This is a genomic window from Pseudomonas brassicacearum (assembly GCF_918698105.1).
In the GTDB taxonomy this organism is placed as follows: Bacteria; Pseudomonadota; Gammaproteobacteria; order Pseudomonadales; family Pseudomonadaceae; genus Aquipseudomonas; species Aquipseudomonas brassicacearum_F.
The window spans coordinates 26,053-42,398 of the sequence record NZ_CAKKMI010000058.1; the positions used below are offsets into that span (position 1 = coordinate 26,053).

The following is a 16,346-nucleotide window of genomic DNA, read 5'->3' on the forward strand; positions in this document are numbered from 1 at the left end:
GGCCGGGCCGGTACTCATCGGTTGGCGAAGTACATCGTCACTTCAAAGCCAATACGCAGGTCGGTGTACGCGGGTTTAGTCCACATGGGTCTTTCCTCTTCTTGTACCGGGCGATTCCGGCAAGGTCATTAATGCACGCCACGCCTGGGGCTCGAATGCTACTTTCGAAGCGGTGGGTGGGGTGCGTTGGTATCAATTCAGGGGCATACATATTCAAATGTGGGGCCTGCTGTGGGAGCAAAGCTTGCTCGCGATGAATCGCCCTCGGCCTGACCGGCTGACCGAGTCGCCTGTATCGCGGGCAAGCCTTGCTCCCACAGCTCGCTCCCACAGGGTGTCGTGCTGCGCTATCGGGTTAGAAGAACCCCAACGGATTGATGTCGTAGCTCACCAGCAGGTTCTTGGTCTGCTGGTAGTGGTCGAGCATCATCTTATGGGTTTCACGACCCACGCCGGACTTCTTGTAGCCACCGAACGCGGCGTGGGCCGGGTACAGGTGGTAGCAGTTGGTCCACACGCGACCGGCCTTGATCGCCCGGCCCATGCGGTAGGCGCGGTTGATGTCGCGGGTCCACAGGCCGGCGCCGAGGCCGAACTCGGTGTCGTTGGCGATCGCCAGGGCTTCGGCTTCGTCCTTGAAAGTGGTCACACCCACTACCGGGCCGAAGATCTCTTCCTGGAACACGCGCATTTTGTTGTGGCCCTTGAGCAGGGTCGGCTGGATGTAATAACCGCTCGACAAATCCCCCTCGAGGCGCTCGGCCGCACCGCCGGTGAGCAGCTCGGCGCCCTCTTGCTGGGCAATTTCAAGGTACGACAGGATCTTGTCGAACTGCTGCTCGGACGCTTGGGCGCCGACCATGGTCTCGGTGTCCAGCGGGTTGCCGCGCTTGATCTTGGCGATCTTTTTCATCACCTCGGCCATGAACGGCACGTAGATCGACTCCTGCACCAGGGCGCGGGATGGGCAGGTGCAGACTTCGCCCTGGTTGAAGAACGCCAGCACCAGGCCTTCGGCGGCTTTCTCGATGAAGGCCGGCTCGGCCTGCATGATGTCTTCGAAGAAGATGTTCGGCGACTTGCCGCCCAGTTCCACGGTGGACGGGATGATGTTCTCGGCGGCGCATTTCATGATGTGCGAGCCCACCGGGGTAGAACCGGTGAAGGCGATCTTGGCGATGCGCTTGCTGGTGGCCAGGGCTTCACCGGCTTCGCGACCGAAGCCATGAACGATATTCAGCACGCCGGGCGGTAGCAGGTCGGCGACCAGCTCGATGAAGACCATGATCGACAGCGGCGTCTGTTCGGCTGGCTTGAGCACGACGCAGTTACCGGCAGCCAGGGCCGGGGCGAGTTTCCAGGCGGCCATCAGCAACGGGAAGTTCCACGGGATAATCTGCCCGACCACGCCCAGCGGTTCGTGGAAATGATAGGCCGTGGTCAGTTCGTTGATCTCGGCCGCCCCACCCTCTTGGGCGCGGATGCAGCCAGCGAAATAACGGAAATGGTCGGCCGCCAGCGGCACGTCGGCGTTGAGGGTTTCGCGTACGGCCTTGCCGTTGTCCCAGGTTTCGCTGACAGCGAGGATTTCCAGGTTCTGCTCGATACGGTCGGCGATTTTCAACAGCACCAGGGAACGGTCCTGTACCGAGGTCTTGCCCCAGGCATCGGCCGCGGCGTGGGCGGCGTCCAGTGCCTTGTCGATGTCGGCGGCGTTGGAACGCGGGAACTCGGCAATGACTTCGCCATTGACCGGGGACGTGTTGGTGAAGTATTCGCCGTTGACCGGCGCGACGAATTCGCCGCCGATGAAATTGCCATAGCGCGGTTTGAAGGAAACGACGGCGCCTGGGGTTCCGGGTTGTGCATAGATCATGATGGGGCCTCTGCCTGGTCGATGCCTGTCACAGGACAGGCGATAGGCCGATGGTAGAGAGCCCCGCGTGCCGGACGAATGCGTCGTTGGCAGGGGGGCTCTCGTTATTTGGTCGTAGGTTTTGCCGCGATCTGAGGTTGACCCGGGCTTTTTTTGTGGGAGCGAGCTTGCTCGCGATGAGGTCGGCACATCCAGCATGGAGGGTGACTGATCGACCGCTATCGCGAGCAAGCTCGCTCCCACAGGTTCTGCATTTGCCAGAGTTTGGCTCAGCGCTTGACCACCAAGTCCTTCGGCAACTTGAAGGTCCAGAGCATGCCGCCCTGGTTGAAGTCCTTCACGCGCTTGGCCACCTCGCCGCCCCACAGCGGCACCGCGCCGCCCCAGCCGGAGACCACGGAGACGTATTGCTCGCCGTCCATTTCCCAGGTGATGGGCGAGCCGAGCACGCCGGAGCCGGTCTGGAATTCCCAGACCTTTTCCCCGGTCTTGGCGTTGAACGCCTGCAGGAACCCTTCAGGCGTGCCGGTAAACACCAGGTTGCCCTTGGTGGTCAGGACGCCGCCCCACAGCGGCGCGTAGTTCTTGTGGCGCCAGACTTCCTTGCCAGTCTTGGGGTCGATGGCCCGCAGCACGCCGATGTAATCCTCGTTCAGCGGCTTGATGGTGAAACCGGCTCCGAGGAACGCCGCGCCTTTCTTGTAGGCGATGCCTTCGTTCCAGATGTCCATGCCCCACTCGTTCGACGGCACGTAGAACAACCCGGTGTCCTGGTTGTAGGCCATCGGCATCCAGTTTTTCGCGCCGAGGAAGGCTGGTGCAACGAACACCGAACTGCCCTTGGCTTCGCTGCCCGGCGCGCCCGGACGGCTGGCCTCGTTGTAGATCGGCCGTCCGTCCTTGTCCAGGCCAGTGGCCCAGGTGATCTTGTCGACAAACGGGAAGCCGCGGATGAACTTGCCGTTGGTGCGGTCGAGCACGTAGAAGAAGCCGTTACGGTCCGCGGTCGCCGCCGCCTTGATGTCCTTGCCGCCTTCCTTGTAGTTGAACGAGATCAGTTCATTGACGCCGTCATAGTCCCAGCCGTCGTGTGGCGTGCTCTGGAAGTGCCACTTGATGGTGCCGTCGTCCGGGTTCAGTGCCAGGCGCGACGACGAATAGAGATTGTCGCCAGGGCGCAGGTGGGAGTTCCACGGGGCCGGGTTGCCGGTGCCGAACAGCAGCAGGTTGGTTTCCGGGTCGTAGTAGCCGCCCAGCCAAGGTGCGGCGCCGCCGGTTTTCCAGAGATCGCCCGGCCAGGTCTTGCCCGCTTCGCCGCCGGAGATGCCGTTCTCGACCGCCTTGCCGTCCTTGTAGACGTAGCCCATGTGGCCTTCCACGGTCGGACGGGTCCACAGCAGTTCGCCGTTCTTCGGGTCGTAGGCGCTGATCTGGCCCACCACGCCGAACTCGCCCCCGGCCACGCCAGTGATGAGCTTGCCATTCACCACCATGGGCGCGGCGCTGATGGAATAACCTTCCTTGTGGTCGGCCACCTTCTTGCTCCACACCACTTTGCCGGTGTCCTTGTTCAGGGCTACCAGCTTGGCATCGAGGGTGCCGAAAAATACCAGGTCGCCATACAAGGCCACGCCGCGGTTGATCACGTCGCAGCAAGGACGGATGTCATCGGGCAGGCGCGCATCGTATTGCCACAGCTTCTTGCCGGTGCGCGCATCCACTGCGAATACCCGCGAATAGGAACCGGTGAGGTACATCACCCCGTCCTTGATCATCGGCTGGGCTTGCTGGCCGCGTTGCTTTTCGCCGCCGAAGGAGAACGCCCAGACCGGTCGCAGGTCCTTGACGTTATCGACATTGAGGGTATCGAGCGGGCTGTAGCGCTGGCCCTGGACACCCAGGCCGTTGGTCACGATCTGTTGCGGGTTTTTCGGATCCTGGAGAATTTCCTGATCGGTCACGGCTGCAAGGGCCGAACCGGACAGCAGCATGGCACTGAGCAGCAGGCTCACGGCGAAGGGTTGGCGACGTGCGGGATGACTCATGACGGCTACCTCTGCGGTTATTGTTATACCCGGGAATTTTTCCCGGTCTGCCACAGATTCTTGGCCTCGGGGCCGCTGCCAACAATTGCCCGCTGTGTTGAGTTTTCTAGTTCCTTGGTACACATGAGGAGTCGTCGCATCCAGCTTCGTTGCTGGTGACACCACCCCCTGTGGCGAGGGAGCTTGCTCCCTCGCCACAGAGATGTGTGCTCAGTCAGCGGCGTGGGCATCCACCCGTTTCATCCCCGCCCGCTCATAGCGCGGATAGAGATGACTGACGCTACGAATCAACTCATAACGACTCAGGCTGATCCCGGCAAAGCGTTCGGGGATGGGGCTGCGGATCATCTCGGCCATGTCGTCGCCCCGGGCCGCGCCGTCGCGCATCAGTTGGTCGAGCCAGCCCAGGTAGTCGCGCATCTGCGCAAAGGGCCGGGCGTCGCTCGCGACCGGGCCGTGGCCGGGCACGATCTGCTTCCAGGGCAAGGCCTGCAAGGTGTCCAGGTCCCTGAGCCAGACCTCCAGCCCCGGGCTGTTGGGGGTGGTCAGGGCGCGTTCGTAAAACACCAGGTCGCCGGCAAACAGCACGCCGGTGGTTTCGTCCAGAATCGCCAGGTCGGCCCCGGTGTGCCCGGCCAGTTGCAGCAGGCGCAGCGAGTGATCGCCCACCTGCAGCGTACCGGGGCTCAGCACCTGGGTCGGCAACACCACCTCGGTGCCGCGCATCCAGTCGCCCACCAACCGGTACATGTTTTCCGCCAGTGCATCGCCCTGTTGCCGCAGCAAGTCGGTGGTGCCCGCCAAGGCGCCAATGGGCACGTCGCTGAAGGCCTGGTTGCCCAATACGTGGTCGGGGTGATGATGGGTCAGCAGGACCTGGATCACCGGTTTATCGGTGGTCGCGGCAATGGCCTGGCGCAGCGCCTCGCCGTAGCGCTTCGACGGCCCGGTGTCGATCACCACCACGCCGGCATCGGTGACGATGAACGCGGTGTTGACGATGTTGCCGCCGTTGGCCTTGGCAAAATTCTCGGTGCTGCCTTCCAGCAGCCAGGTGCCTTCGGCGATCTGCCGGGGCTTGAGTGAATAATCGGTGGCGGACCATGCCGGCAGGCAGAGGCCAAGACAGATCAGTAACAGCCAGCGCATGATGCGCTCCTTTTGTGGTCAGGGAATGGCCGCCTCGAACTCGTTGCCACTGTTGTCGCGCAGCACCAGGCGGGTCTGGCCCGGGCCTCGGATGTCGAAGCCCAGGTTGGGGTTTTCGCTGACCGCCGGGAACAGCTCCAGGCGCGCCAGCACCTGGCCGTCGGCGTCCAGCAGTTGCGCCTGGTTGAGGAAAAATTCCGGGATGCCGCTCACCAGGCCGTTATCCATCGGATGAGCCACCTGCAGGCGCAGGCGGCTCGAATCACCCCGGGGATAGCGAGCGCCCAGCACCTCGCCCAAGTGTTCCTCCCAACCTGGCTGGGTGCGCACCACACTGGGCGCGGTGCAGCCGCCACCGGCCGCATCGACCAGGGTCGAGCCGACGTGCCACAGGCCATCGCGGGTCTGCACGGCGGCGCGCAACGGCGTGGCTTGCTCGATGCGAATGCGGATCGACAGCCAGGGCAGCACCCGCTCCCCTGGCTGAAAGTCGACGATTTTCGGCAACGGGTTCAGTTCGGCCCAGGCCAACACCCGCACGACGTCGCCGGTGAAGGCCCGGGCATCGATTTCCAGTGGCACCTGGCGTGCGTCTTCGGCAAAGGGCGGCGCCAACAGGCGCACCCGGTCGTCGAACACGAACGGCGCATCCCCCAGCAATTGCTTGTGATAAAAGGCCCACATCACCGACGGCACCGGGTCCTTCCCTGGCTCGACCGCCATCGCCAGCCACGGCAGGCACCACAACAGCAGGCCATACGCTCGCCAGTTCATCCTGCGCTCCTATTGGTACATTTCGGGTACTTCGTAGCGCAGGCCATAGCGGGCATACACCGCTTTGACGCTGCCGTCGCGGATCAAGCCTTCCAGCGCCTCTTCCACCGCATAGGCCAGCTGACGGTTGCTTTCATGCACGGCCATGCCGATTTCCCAACGTTGTTTGCCCATGTTCGGGTAGGCATTCTCCGCCAGCGCCAGTTGCGGATCGGCCGCCTCGTGTACCTGCCAATCGACCTCACCGCGCATGGCCATGACGGCGTCCACCTCCCCGGCCTGCATGGCCTTGAAGGCCTGGCTGACGCCGGGGTAGTGGTGGGTCTTGCCGCTGAGCATGCCGTTGAACACCGACGTCAGGTAGAACGACGGCACGCTGTCGACTTCAACGCCAATGGGGTGCTGCTGGAACACCGCGACACTGCCCACCGAATCCAGTCGGCGACGGTCAAATGCCACCTGCCAGCATTCCTGCTGATAAGGGCCGAACATCACCACCTGGGCGTTCGCCAGTTCGCCGATGTCGTTGCGCCTTTGCGCATAGTCGTGATCGTAAGGCACGCGCATCATCAAGTCGGCCAATTGCCGCTCGTGCAACGGGCTGCTGCGCCAGATGTAGTCGCGCAGGTCGTCATCGAGCTTCTCGCCGGGCGGTGCCCACATCAGTTTCAGCCGCACGCCCATGGCCTGGGCCAATGCCTGGGCCAGTTCCACGTCTACACCCCTGGGTTGGCCGTGATCTTCGAAACTGTAAGGAGCAAAATCCTTGTAGACCGCCACCTTCAACTCCCCGGCGGCGATCATCTGGTCGTAGCTGCGCACCTGCGCCTGCGCCGCCTGGCCACACAGGAGCAGGCTGCACATTACCCACGCGAACAGGCGCATGGCGATCACTCCTCGACGTGCACGCTGTCGAGATAGGTGCGCACCGCCCACAAGGCTTCCTGGCTCAGGTAGTCGGCCATTTTCGGCATGTAGACCCGGCCGTCGCGCACCGCACCGTGACGTACGCGCTCGACAAACCACTCATCACCGGCGTCGGCGGCGTCGAGCATGCGCAGGTCCGGGGCGATGCCGCCCGACTTGGCTTCCAGGCCATGGCAGGCCGCGCAGTTCTGGTTGTAGGCCGATGAGCCGATTTCCAGTGCCCGGTCGTGTTCAGGTGAGCCGCGATAAGGGTTCACCGTGGCCCAGCCGTCACCGTCCAGTGCGACACCGGTGTCCTTGATCGGGGTCAGACCCTTGGTTTCCACTGCCTGGGGCACTACGTTGCCATGGGCCCATGCGGAGCCTGCGCCGGTCAGCCCCATCAGTAATGCGGTAGCGATGATGGCGTTGCGTTTTGTTGTCATTGTTATGCCCTCTGGATTGCACGCAAGACCTCTGTGAAGAAGCCGTGCCGTCATCTTAGGAACCCCCTTGCCCCAGCCGAATGCTGCTTTGGTGGCCGGGGTCTAGTTCCTTGGTAGCAGGCCATCCGACGCAGGTCGTAAAGACAGGCGCCTCGGGAAGTCTTCCCGGCAAGGGCGGGACTTTTTCCGTATCGGCAACGTCGTGGCGCGACTCACCCTAGTCAGGCCAAAACCTTTCACTGGGAACTGCCACCATGAGAATAAAAACGCTACCCGCCCTTTCCTCCCTGACCATTGCCTTGCTGCTGGCCGGCAGTCTGTCGTCGAGTCCCTCGGCGCGCGCTGCCGTCAGCTGGGAAGACATCGCCAACGACCACCTGACCACCCAGGACGTGCTGCAATACGGCATGGGCACCAACGCCCAGCGCTGGAGCCCGCTGGCCCAGGTCAACGACAAGAACGTGTTCAAGCTGACCCCGGCCTGGTCCTACTCATTCGGTGACGAGAAGCAGCGCGGCCAGGAATCACAGGCCATCGTCAGCGACGGCGTGGTGTACGTCACCGGCTCGTACTCGCGGGTATTCGCCCTCGACGCCAAGACCGGCAAGCGCCTGTGGACCTACAACCACCGACTGCCGGACAACATTCGCCCGTGCTGCGACGTGGTCAACCGCGGCGCGGCCATCTACGGCGACAAGATCTACTTCGGCACCCTGGACGCGCGACTCGTCGCCCTGGATAAAAACACCGGCAAAGTGGTGTGGAACAAGAAGTTCGGCGACCATGCCGGCGGCTACACCATGACCGGCGCCCCGGTGCTGATCAAGGACAAGAGCAGTGGCAAGGTCCTGCTGATCCATGGCAGTTCCGGCGACGAGTTCGGTGTGGTCGGGCAGCTGTTCGCCCGCGACCCGGACACCGGCGAAGAAGTGTGGATGCGTCCGTTCGTCGAAGGCCACATGGGTCGTCTCAACGGCAAGGACAGCACGCCGACCGGCGACGTCAAGGCGCCCTCCTGGCCCGACGACAAGACCACTGAAACCGGCAAGGTCGAAGCCTGGAGCCACGGCGGCGGCGCACCTTGGCAGAGCGCCAGTTTCGACGCCGAGACCAACACCATCATCGTCGGCGCGGGCAACCCCGGCCCGTGGAACACCTGGGCGCGCACGGCCAAGGACGGCAACCCTCACGATTACGACAGCCTCTACACTTCCGGCCAGGTCGGGGTCGACCCGAGCACTGGCGAAGTGAAGTGGTTCTACCAACACACGCCCAACGACGCCTGGGACTTTTCCGGCAACAACGAGCTGGTGCTGTTCGACTACAAGGACAAGGACGGCAAGGTGGTCAAGGCCACCGCCCACGCCGACCGCAACGGGTTCTTCTATGTGGTGGACCGCAACAACGGCAAGCTGCAGAACGCCTTTCCTTTCGTCGACAACATCACCTGGGCCAGCCACATCGACCTCAAGACCGGTCGCCCGGTGGAAAACCCCGGCCAGCGTCCGGCCAAGCCATTGCCGGGTGAAACCAAGGGCAAGCCGGTGGAAGTCTCGCCGCCCTTCCTCGGTGGCAAGAACTGGAACCCCATGGCCTACAGCCAGGACACCGGCCTGTTCTACGTCCCCGGCAACCAGTGGAAAGAGGAATACTGGACCGAGGAAGTCAACTACAAGAAGGGCTCGGCCTATCTGGGCATGGGCTTTCGCATCAAGCGCATGTACGACGATCACGTCGGCAGCCTGCGGGCGATGAACCCCACCACCGGCAAGGTGGTCTGGGAGCACAAGGAACCGCTGCCGCTGTGGGCCGGCGTGCTGGCGACCAAGGGCAACCTGGTGTTCACCGGCACCGGCGACGGTTTCTTCAAGGCCTTCGACGCCAAGACCGGCAAGGAGCTGTGGAAATTCCAGACCGGCAGCGGCATCGTCTCCCCACCCATCACGTGGGAGCAGGACGGCGAGCAGTACATCGGCGTGACCGTCGGCTACGGCGGCGCCGTGCCGTTGTGGGGCGGCGACATGGCCGAACTGACCAAGCCGGTGGCCCAGGGTGGGTCGTTCTGGGTGTTCAAGATTCCGAGCTGGGATAAGGCGACGGCGCAGAAATAACCCCTGACCTCTACCCCATCCCCTGTGGGAGCGAGCTTGCTCGCGATAGCGCAGTATCCGTCAACATGAATGCCGGCTGAACCACCGCCATCGCGAGCAAGCTCGCTCCCACAATTGCTCGAGTTCATTCCATGAAACTATTGCCATTGCTGCTTCTGTTCATCGGCGCCGTTGCCCATGCCGACGACCCTGACACCCCTCTGACGATCAACGGCTGCCTCATCGCCGAATCCAGCCAATGCCCCGGCGCCGACCTGCGCGGTGCAAAACTGGCGAACCAGGACCTGCGCAAGATGAACCTCAGCGGTGCCAACCTGCGCGATGCCGACCTGCGGCACGCGCGGCTGGACCTGGCCAACCTTGAGAAAGCCCAGCTACAGGGCGCCAACCTGACCCGCGCCAGCCTGCAACAAAGCAACCTGCGCCTGGCGGACTTCAGCGGCGCCACACTCAAGGCGATCCAGGGTTGGGGCCTGTTCGCCCAGGGCGCGCAGTTCCAGGGCGCCGACCTGACGGCGGCCTACCTGCAATTCGCCCGCCTGTCCGGCGCCCACTTGCACGAGGCGAACTTGCAGGCCGCGGACCTGGAAATGGCCTGGCTGAGCAAGGCCGACCTCAAGGGCGCCGACCTGCGCGACGCCAACCTGCAGGAAGCCAAGCTCGGCGAAAGCAACCTGGAACAGGCCAACCTGAGCGGTTCTCGCCAGCATTACGGGAATTTCCAGGATGCGAACATGCAGGGCTGTACCGGCTGCCCGATGTCGTGGGATCAGTGAAGACCCCGAATCACACAAGCCCTTGTGGCGAGGGAGCTTGCTCCCGCTGGGCTGCGAAGCGGCCCCAATAGGGTCAACTCAATGCACCTGACATACCGAGGTGCCGGGTTTTAGGGGCTGCTCCGCACCCCAGCGGGAGCAAGCTCCCTCGCCACAAGTGGTCGGCATTGCAAATCAGAACTTCACCCCGCCACCCGCACCACCCCCATATCGATCCCCAGATGCACCAGCTCGGCATGGGAGCTGACCTGCAACTTGCTCTTGAGCAGCGTCAGGTGGTTGGACACGGTCTTGGCGCTGATGCACAACTGTTCGGCAATGGTGCGCACGGGGGTGCCCTTGGCGAGCATGACGAAAATCTCCAACTCCCGTTGGGTCATGGATTGCAGGCGCGGGTCGGCATCCTGGCGCGAACTGGCGCAGGCCAGTTGCGTAGCCAGGGATTGCTCGATGTAGACCTGCCCGGCCAGCACCCGGCGTACCGCCTCCACCAGCACCTGGGGTGCCGAATTCTTGGTCAGGTAGCCCGCCGCGCCGGCGTCCAATGCCTGGCGTACCAAGGGCAACTCATCGTGCATGCTGAAGAACAACACTCGCAGTTGCGGCAAGCGCTGGCGCAGCCGGCGGGTGGTTTCCAAGCCACTGATACCGGGCAGGCCGAAGTCCATGATCACCAGATGCGGTACCTGCTCCTGCACCAGGCTCAACGCCTCCTCACCGGTGGCCGCTTCGCGCACTTGCAAGTCCGGCATCAACACCCGCAACAGGCTGGCATAGCCCTGCCGAACCACCGCATGGTCGTCCACCAACAAAATGTTCATCACGCCTCCAGGGCAATATTCAAGGCCAGCGCCCAACCGGCGCCAGGCTGGCTGATGATGCGCAGCTCACCGCCCAGGCTGCGCGCCCGCTCGGACATCGAGTGCAAGCCAACACCGGCGCGCGATGGTTGCGGCGCTCCGCAACCGTTGTCGCGCACCAGCAAGCGCAGGCGCCCGGCGCGGTGTTGCAGGCGAATCCGCACCTGCGTGGCACCGGCATGCCGGGCCACGTTGGTCAACGCTTCCTGCAACAAACGATACAGGTGGGTCTTGTCCGCCCCGGACATAGGCGGCAGCGCTTCGTCGATTCGCAGCCGACAGGCGATGCCCTGGTTGGCCTGCCATTGCCCGGCCAACAGCCTGATGGCCTCGCACAACGGCAGGTGCTGCAACACCACCGGGTACAAGTCATGCACCAGTGCCCGGAAACCGAACTGCAAATGCTCGCAATGCTCTTCGAGCTGGTCGACGGTCTGCTCCAGCGCCGACGGTTGATCCATCACCAGCCGCAGCAGGCAGGCGCGGGCACGAATGCCGGCCACGTATTGGCCCAGGTCGTCGTGCAGGGTCTGGGCCAACCGGGTGCGCTCCTGTTCCTGCACGGCCAGTAAGGCCTGGGTAAGCCGGGCGTTATCAGCCTGGGCCTCGGCCAGGGCGGCGGTCATGCGATTGAAATGCCCCGCCAGCTGCTGCGCCTCCGGGACACCTTCCGTGCCCAGGCGCACCTGCAGGTTCCCGGCAGACACCTGACGCAATGCATGCAGCAACTCATCGAGCAAACGCATGCCCCGGTGTACCCCCCAGCGAATCACCAACAGGCTGAGCGACAGCGCCAGGGCGCAGACGTACAACAGTTGCACCAAGGAATCGAGAATCTCGTCGATTTCATCGCGCGGATCGACGGCAATCCAGGCCCGCCGACCGTCCGGCAAATCCACCACTTGGGCCGCTGGGCCGTCATCGAGTAACCGGCGGCCGAGCCAGGCCTTCATCCCGTCTTCATCCGCCGGGAACAGTTCCCCAGGGGCCAGCCAACGGACCCGCACATGCCGCAGGCTGCCGGTCAGCCGCGGCTGGAGACTGGCCGGATCGCGCTCGGCGGTTTCGCGCAGGTAATGCACCACCGACTCGGCCGATTGCAGCTCGCGTTTCACATCGGCCGTGGCCTGGTGCAACAACAGGACTGCACAGGCCAGGGTGACCAGGGCGAAGAAAGTGCAAACCCAGAGGTTGATGCGCCAGAGGGCGGACATGGTTAGCGCTCCAACCTTGAATTGACATCGACACCCACCCCCTGTGGGAGCGAGCTTGCTCGCGATGACGGCGGCACATCCGGTACTGAAGTTGACTGAACCACCGCTATCGCGAGCAAGCTCGCTCCCACAGAGGGGCTTGGAGGTTTCCAGGTTTTGGGACGATCAACCCCGATCAAACTCAGGATCAGCAGAACCGGCAGCAGCAACGCTTTGAGAATCCGCATGGTCTGTCCCCTCCTGGTCAATGACGATGCCTTGCATGCTAAAACCCCGGCCTCCAAGCCGAGTTACTACCTTGGTACTGCACCGGCGGTACTTTCTGCATATTTCCCCAAGACCCTGGGCTTCCTATGCTGGCGCTACCTGCAATGGAGGATGTCATGCGCCGGCTCGTCAGTTACGCCCTGGTTTCTCTGCTGGCAGCGGCAACCGCTCACGCGGGCGATGTCACGCCGCTGCAAGTGCGCATCGGCTACCTGGGTTATCGTCCCGATCCGGGCCCGCTGCTGTCCAACGTCATTGCCGAACCGGCCGATGCCGGGTTGCGTGGCGCTGAACTGGCGATCGTCGACAGCAACAGCACCGGGCGTTTTCTCCAGCACGACTACCGCCTGGAAAGCGCCAGCGTCGACACCCCCGAAGCGCTGCTCGAGGCCGCCCGGGCCCAACACGACCAGGGCCTGCGGCTGTTCGTGGTCAACGCCCCGGCCGCCAGCCTGCGCCAACTCAGCGCCGCCCTGCCCGACAGCCTGCTGTTCAACGCCGGTAGCCCCGACGACAGCCTGCGCACCACCGACTGCCTGGGCAACGTGCTGCACAGCCTGCCCGACCGCGCCATGCTCGCCGACGCCCTGGTGCAGTTCAGCGTCGTGCGCAAATGGCAGCGGGCCTTGCTGATCGTCGGCCAGACGCCCGAGGACCAGGCCTATGCCGCCGCATTGCGGCGGGCCATGAAACGCTTCGGCATGAAGATCGTCGCCGAGAAGGCCTGGCAGTTCGACAACGACCAGCGCCGCAGCGCCCAGGCCGACATGCCGCTGTTCACCCAGACCGCCGAGTACGACGTGGTGCTGGTGGCCGACGAGCGCGGCGACTTCGGTGAATACCTGCCCTACCAGACCTGGTACCCGCGCCCGGTAGCCGGCACCCAAGGACTGACCCCCACCGGCTGGCACAAGACCGTGGAAACCTACGGCGCGGCACAGCTGCAAAAACGCTTCGAAGCCCTGGCCGGGCGCTGGATGAACGACCGCGATTTCGCCGCCTGGATCGCCGTGCGCAGCATCGCCGCCGCCGTGAGCAAACTGCGCCAGGACGACCCGCTCGCCATCCGCCACCTGGCCCTCAGCAACCAGCTGCCCCTGGACGGTTTCAAGGGCCGCAAACTCAGCTACCGGCCCTGGAACGGCCAGCTGCGCCAACCGATTCCACTGGTCCAACCACGGGCGTTGGTGAGCACCTCGCCCCAGGACGGTTTTCTCCATCCTTCCAATGAAATGGACAGCCTGGGCTATGACCAGCCCGAAGTGAGCTGCCGTTACCCCTGATCGATAACAACAATAAGGACAACCGCCATGCGCCGCTCCCTGATTTACCCGGCCCGGCTCTGCCCGACCCGGCTATGCAAAGCCCTCGCCCTGGGCGCGGCGTTGCTTGCCGCCGGCCCCGCCGCCGCCAGCATCGCCTGGGTTTCCAACGAGAAAGACAACAGCCTGAGCCTGATCGACATGCAGCGCCTGGAAGTCATCGACACCCTGCCGGTGGGCCAGCGCCCCCGAGGCCTGCTGCTGTCCCATGACAATCGCCTGCTGTACATCTGCGCCAGCGACTCGGACCGGGTCCAGGTGATGGACGTCGCCACCCGCAAGATCATCAAGGAACTGCCCTCCGGCAAGGACCCGGAGCAATTCGCCCTGCACCCCAACGACCGCTGGCTGTATGTCTCCAACGAAGACGACGCCCTGGTCACGGTGATCGACACCCAGACCTCCGAAGTGCTCGGCCAGATCGGCGTCGGTGTCGAGCCCGAAGGCATGGCCGTCAGCCCCGACGGCAAGTGGGCGGTCAACACCAGTGAAACCACGAACATGCTGCACTGGATCGATACCAGCACCCAGACCCTGGCCGACAACACCCTGGTGGACCAGCGGCCACGTTTCGTCGAGTTCAATCGCGACGGCACACAGCTCTGGGCCTCGGCGGAGATCGGCGGCACGTTGACCGTACTCGACGTGGCGACGCGCAAGATCCTCAAGACCCTGACGTTCCAGATCAAGGGCGTGCACCCGGACAAAGTGCAGCCGGTGGGTATCAAGCTCAGCGCCGACGGCAAGCTGGCGTTCGTCGCCCTGGGCCCGGCCAACCATGTGGCGGTGATCGACGCCACGACCTTCGAAGTGCTGGATTACCTGCTAGTGGGCCGACGGGTCTGGCAACTGGCGTTCACCCCGGACCAGAAGCAACTGCTGGCGACCAACGGCGTCAGCGGCGATGTCTCGGTGATCGATGTAGAGAGCCGCAAGGTCCTGAAGTCGGTGAAAGTCGGGCGCTACCCTTGGGGCGTGGTGGTCACGCCATGAACGCCCTGGAGGTCAGCGACTTGAGCTTTGCTTATGGCGCGCGCGAAGCCCTCAAGCAGATGAATTTCAGCCTGCCCGCCGGGCGTTTCGCCGCGCTGCTGGGGCCCAACGGTGCCGGCAAGTCGACGCTGATCGCCCTGCTCACGCGTTTGTACGACCTGCAACGTGGCGAGATCCGCATTGGCGGTCATTCCCTGCAAAAATCACCGCGACCGGCCTTGCGCCAGTTGGGTGTGGTGTTCCAGCAAAGCACCCTGGACCTGGACCTGAGCATTGAACAGAACCTGCGTTATCACCTGGCGTTGCACGGGTTTTCGCGGCGCCAGGGCAGCGCCCGCATCGACGCTGAACTGAGCCGCCAGCACCTGACGGAGCGCCGCCACGAGCGGGTACGCGACCTCAACGGTGGCCATCGGCGCCGGGTGGAAATCGCCCGCGCCCTGCTCCACGAACCGCGCCTGTTGCTGCTCGACGAACCCAGCGTCGGCCTCGACCCGGCCAGCCGCCTCGCCTTGGGCCTGCACATCCGACAACTGTGCAGCGAGCAAGGCATCAGCGTGCTCTGGACCACTCACTTGCTCGACGAAGTGCAGCCCAGCGACGACCTGTTGATCGTGCACCAGGGCCGCCTGGTCGCCAGCGGACAGGCCGACGCGGTGAGCCTGGAACACGGCGGCACCCTCGGCTCGGCCTTCACCCGCTTGACCGCCTCGGGAGTCCGGCCATGAATGCTTACTGGCAATGTTTCAGCGGCATCGTGACGCGCGAATGGCTGCGCTTCGTGCTGCAACGCACACGCTTGCTCAGCGCCCTGGTCCGGCCCCTGCTGTGGCTGCTGGTGTTCGCCGCCGGTTTTCGCGCGGCACTGGGCATCGCCATTATCGCCCCTTACGACACCTACATCCCCTATGAGGTGTACATCGTGCCCGGGCTGGCCTGCATGATCCTGTTGTTCAACGGCATGCAGGGCTCGCTGTCGATGGTCTACGACCGGGAAATGGGCAGCATGCGCGTGTTGCTCACCAGTCCCCTGCCCCGGGCGTTCCTGCTGGCGAGCAAGTTGTTGGCGACGTCGCTGATCTCACTGTTGCAGGTCTACGCCTTCCTCGCTATCGCCTGGCTGTACGGCATCCAGCCACCGGCCATGGGCCTGCTGCTGGCCCTGCCGGCCCTGTTGCTGGTGGCCCTGATGCTCAGCGCCTTGGGCTTGCTGCTGTCCAATGCCATCCGACAACTGGAGAACTTCGCCGGGGTGATGAATTTCGTGATCTTCCCGATGTTCTTCCTGTCTTCGGCGCTGTACCCGTTGTGGAAAATGCAGGAAGCCAGCCCTTGGCTGTACTGGCTCTGCTCGGTCAGCCCGTTCACCCACGGCGTGGAGCTGGTGCGTTTTGCGCTGTACGAGCAATTCAACCTGCTGGCGATGGCGGTGTGCGTGGGCTTGACCCTGGTGTTCGCGCTGTTGGCGGTGTGGACGTTCAATCCGCAGCATGCGGCGTTGCGCAAGGCCAATTGATCCTGCCCCATGCCAATATTCCTGTGGGTAGAGACCTGTGGGAGCGAGCTTGCTCGCGATAGCGGTGTATCAGTCAACATCATTGCTGAGT

15 protein-coding genes are annotated in these 16,346 nt (G+C 63.8%); 6 read left to right on the forward strand and 9 right to left on the reverse strand.

Annotation, left to right across the window (positions count from 1 at the left end; genetic code table 11):
• Positions 1 to 14: 14 nt before the first annotated feature.
• The 7 genes from pqqA to pedF all read right to left on the reverse strand — a co-directional run bounded on the left by pqqA (position 15) and on the right by pedF (position 7,196).
• The gene (pqqA, locus tag LQ215_RS20900) at positions 15 to 86 is read right to left on the reverse strand and encodes a pyrroloquinoline quinone precursor peptide PqqA (RefSeq protein ID WP_003243383.1); all 72 of its coding nucleotides are present in this window, start codon (positions 84 to 86) and stop codon (positions 15 to 17) included.
• A 269-nt stretch (positions 87 to 355) separates the two neighbouring features.
• Positions 356 to 1,876, reverse strand: a complete 1,521-nt coding sequence (gene exaC / locus LQ215_RS20905; protein WP_230152394.1) for an acetaldehyde dehydrogenase ExaC — start codon at positions 1,874 to 1,876, stop codon at positions 356 to 358.
• Positions 1,877 to 2,145: 269 nt separating this feature from the next.
• Positions 2,146 to 3,921 carry a PQQ-dependent methanol/ethanol family dehydrogenase gene (locus tag LQ215_RS20910; RefSeq protein WP_230152395.1) on the reverse strand — a complete coding sequence of 592 codons (1,776 nt, stop codon included), beginning with the start codon at positions 3,919 to 3,921 and terminating at the stop codon, positions 2,146 to 2,148.
• 210 nt (positions 3,922 to 4,131) lie between these two features.
• Positions 4,132 to 5,070, reverse strand: coding sequence for a quinoprotein relay system zinc metallohydrolase 1 (locus LQ215_RS20915; RefSeq protein ID WP_230152396.1), 939 nt, complete (start codon positions 5,068 to 5,070; stop codon positions 4,132 to 4,134).
• An 18-nt stretch (positions 5,071 to 5,088) separates the two neighbouring features.
• A complete protein-coding gene (locus LQ215_RS20920; RefSeq protein ID WP_230152397.1) occupies positions 5,089 to 5,844 on the reverse strand; it encodes a quinoprotein dehydrogenase-associated SoxYZ-like carrier in 756 nt (251 codons plus the stop codon).
• A 9-nt stretch (positions 5,845 to 5,853) separates the two neighbouring features.
• On the reverse strand, positions 5,854 to 6,729 hold the full coding sequence (locus LQ215_RS20925) for a substrate-binding periplasmic protein (protein ID WP_230152398.1): 876 nt from the start codon (positions 6,727 to 6,729) through the stop codon (positions 5,854 to 5,856).
• Positions 6,730 to 6,734: 5 nt separating this feature from the next.
• Positions 6,735 to 7,196 (reverse strand): cytochrome c-550 PedF, encoded by a 462-nt coding sequence (gene pedF, locus LQ215_RS20930; RefSeq protein ID WP_230152399.1) that lies wholly within the window; start codon positions 7,194 to 7,196, stop codon positions 6,735 to 6,737.
• Positions 7,197 to 7,450: 254 nt separating this feature from the next.
• Here pedF and exaA point away from each other — a divergent pair, with 254 nt between their 5' ends.
• Positions 7,451 to 9,307: a quinoprotein ethanol dehydrogenase gene (gene exaA / locus LQ215_RS20935; protein WP_230152400.1), complete on the forward strand. Its 1,857-nt coding sequence runs from the start codon at positions 7,451 to 7,453 to the stop codon at positions 9,305 to 9,307.
• Positions 9,308 to 9,438: 131 nt separating this feature from the next.
• Positions 9,439 to 10,083: a pentapeptide repeat-containing protein gene (locus LQ215_RS20940; protein WP_230152401.1), complete on the forward strand. Its 645-nt coding sequence runs from the start codon at positions 9,439 to 9,441 to the stop codon at positions 10,081 to 10,083.
• Between the two features lie 182 nt (positions 10,084 to 10,265).
• On the opposite strand, the gene LQ215_RS20945 is transcribed toward LQ215_RS20940, so the two are convergent.
• Positions 10,266 to 10,904 (reverse strand): response regulator, encoded by a 639-nt coding sequence (locus LQ215_RS20945; RefSeq protein ID WP_230152402.1) that lies wholly within the window; start codon positions 10,902 to 10,904, stop codon positions 10,266 to 10,268.
• Positions 10,904 to 12,157 (reverse strand): HAMP domain-containing sensor histidine kinase, encoded by a 1,254-nt coding sequence (locus LQ215_RS20950; protein WP_230152403.1) that lies wholly within the window; start codon positions 12,155 to 12,157, stop codon positions 10,904 to 10,906. Before LQ215_RS20950 ends, LQ215_RS20945 begins: the two co-directional genes overlap by 1 nt.
• A gap of 383 nt (positions 12,158 to 12,540) precedes the next feature.
• On the opposite strand from LQ215_RS20950, the gene LQ215_RS20955 reads away from it, so the two are divergent.
• Genes LQ215_RS20955 through LQ215_RS20970 form a run of 4 tightly spaced genes read left to right on the forward strand, consistent with a single transcriptional unit; the run spans position 12,541 to position 16,255 of the window.
• Positions 12,541 to 13,707 carry an ABC transporter substrate-binding protein gene (locus LQ215_RS20955; protein WP_230152404.1) on the forward strand — a complete coding sequence of 389 codons (1,167 nt, stop codon included), beginning with the start codon at positions 12,541 to 12,543 and terminating at the stop codon, positions 13,705 to 13,707.
• Between the two features lie 27 nt (positions 13,708 to 13,734).
• Entirely contained in the window at positions 13,735 to 14,739 is a 1,005-nt protein-coding gene (locus tag LQ215_RS20960; protein WP_230152405.1) for a YVTN family beta-propeller repeat protein, read from the forward strand.
• On the forward strand, positions 14,736 to 15,467 hold the full coding sequence (locus LQ215_RS20965) for an ABC transporter ATP-binding protein (RefSeq protein ID WP_230152406.1): 732 nt from the start codon (positions 14,736 to 14,738) through the stop codon (positions 15,465 to 15,467). The genes LQ215_RS20960 and LQ215_RS20965 overlap by 4 nt, the downstream gene beginning before the upstream one ends.
• Positions 15,464 to 16,255 (forward strand): ABC transporter permease, encoded by a 792-nt coding sequence (locus LQ215_RS20970; protein WP_230152407.1) that lies wholly within the window; start codon positions 15,464 to 15,466, stop codon positions 16,253 to 16,255. Before LQ215_RS20965 ends, LQ215_RS20970 begins: the two co-directional genes overlap by 4 nt.
• Positions 16,256 to 16,346: the final 91 nt, after the last annotated feature.

Bases quoted from the DNA above. Each gene is read 5' to 3' on its own strand.
- exaC (WP_230152394.1), bottom strand. From the start codon at position 1,876: ATGATCTATGCACAACCCGGAACCCCAGGCGCCGTCGTTTCCTTCAAA.
- LQ215_RS20910 (WP_230152395.1), bottom strand. From the start codon at position 3,921: ATGAGTCATCCCGCACGTCGCCAACCCTTCGCCGTGAGCCTGCTGCTC.
- LQ215_RS20915 (WP_230152396.1), bottom strand. From the start codon at position 5,070: ATGCGCTGGCTGTTACTGATCTGTCTTGGCCTCTGCCTGCCGGCATGG.
- LQ215_RS20920 (WP_230152397.1), bottom strand. From the start codon at position 5,844: ATGAACTGGCGAGCGTATGGCCTGCTGTTGTGGTGCCTGCCGTGGCTG.
- LQ215_RS20925 (WP_230152398.1), bottom strand. From the start codon at position 6,729: ATGCGCCTGTTCGCGTGGGTAATGTGCAGCCTGCTCCTGTGTGGCCAG.
- pedF (WP_230152399.1), bottom strand. From the start codon at position 7,196: ATGACAACAAAACGCAACGCCATCATCGCTACCGCATTACTGATGGGG.
- exaA (WP_230152400.1), top strand. From the start codon at position 7,451: ATGAGAATAAAAACGCTACCCGCCCTTTCCTCCCTGACCATTGCCTTG.
- LQ215_RS20940 (WP_230152401.1), top strand. From the start codon at position 9,439: ATGAAACTATTGCCATTGCTGCTTCTGTTCATCGGCGCCGTTGCCCAT.
- LQ215_RS20945 (WP_230152402.1), bottom strand. From the start codon at position 10,904: ATGAACATTTTGTTGGTGGACGACCATGCGGTGGTTCGGCAGGGCTAT.
- LQ215_RS20950 (WP_230152403.1), bottom strand. From the start codon at position 12,157: ATGTCCGCCCTCTGGCGCATCAACCTCTGGGTTTGCACTTTCTTCGCC.
- LQ215_RS20955 (WP_230152404.1), top strand. From the start codon at position 12,541: ATGCGCCGGCTCGTCAGTTACGCCCTGGTTTCTCTGCTGGCAGCGGCA.
- LQ215_RS20960 (WP_230152405.1), top strand. From the start codon at position 13,735: ATGCGCCGCTCCCTGATTTACCCGGCCCGGCTCTGCCCGACCCGGCTA.
- LQ215_RS20965 (WP_230152406.1), top strand. From the start codon at position 14,736: ATGAACGCCCTGGAGGTCAGCGACTTGAGCTTTGCTTATGGCGCGCGC.
- LQ215_RS20970 (WP_230152407.1), top strand. From the start codon at position 15,464: ATGAATGCTTACTGGCAATGTTTCAGCGGCATCGTGACGCGCGAATGG.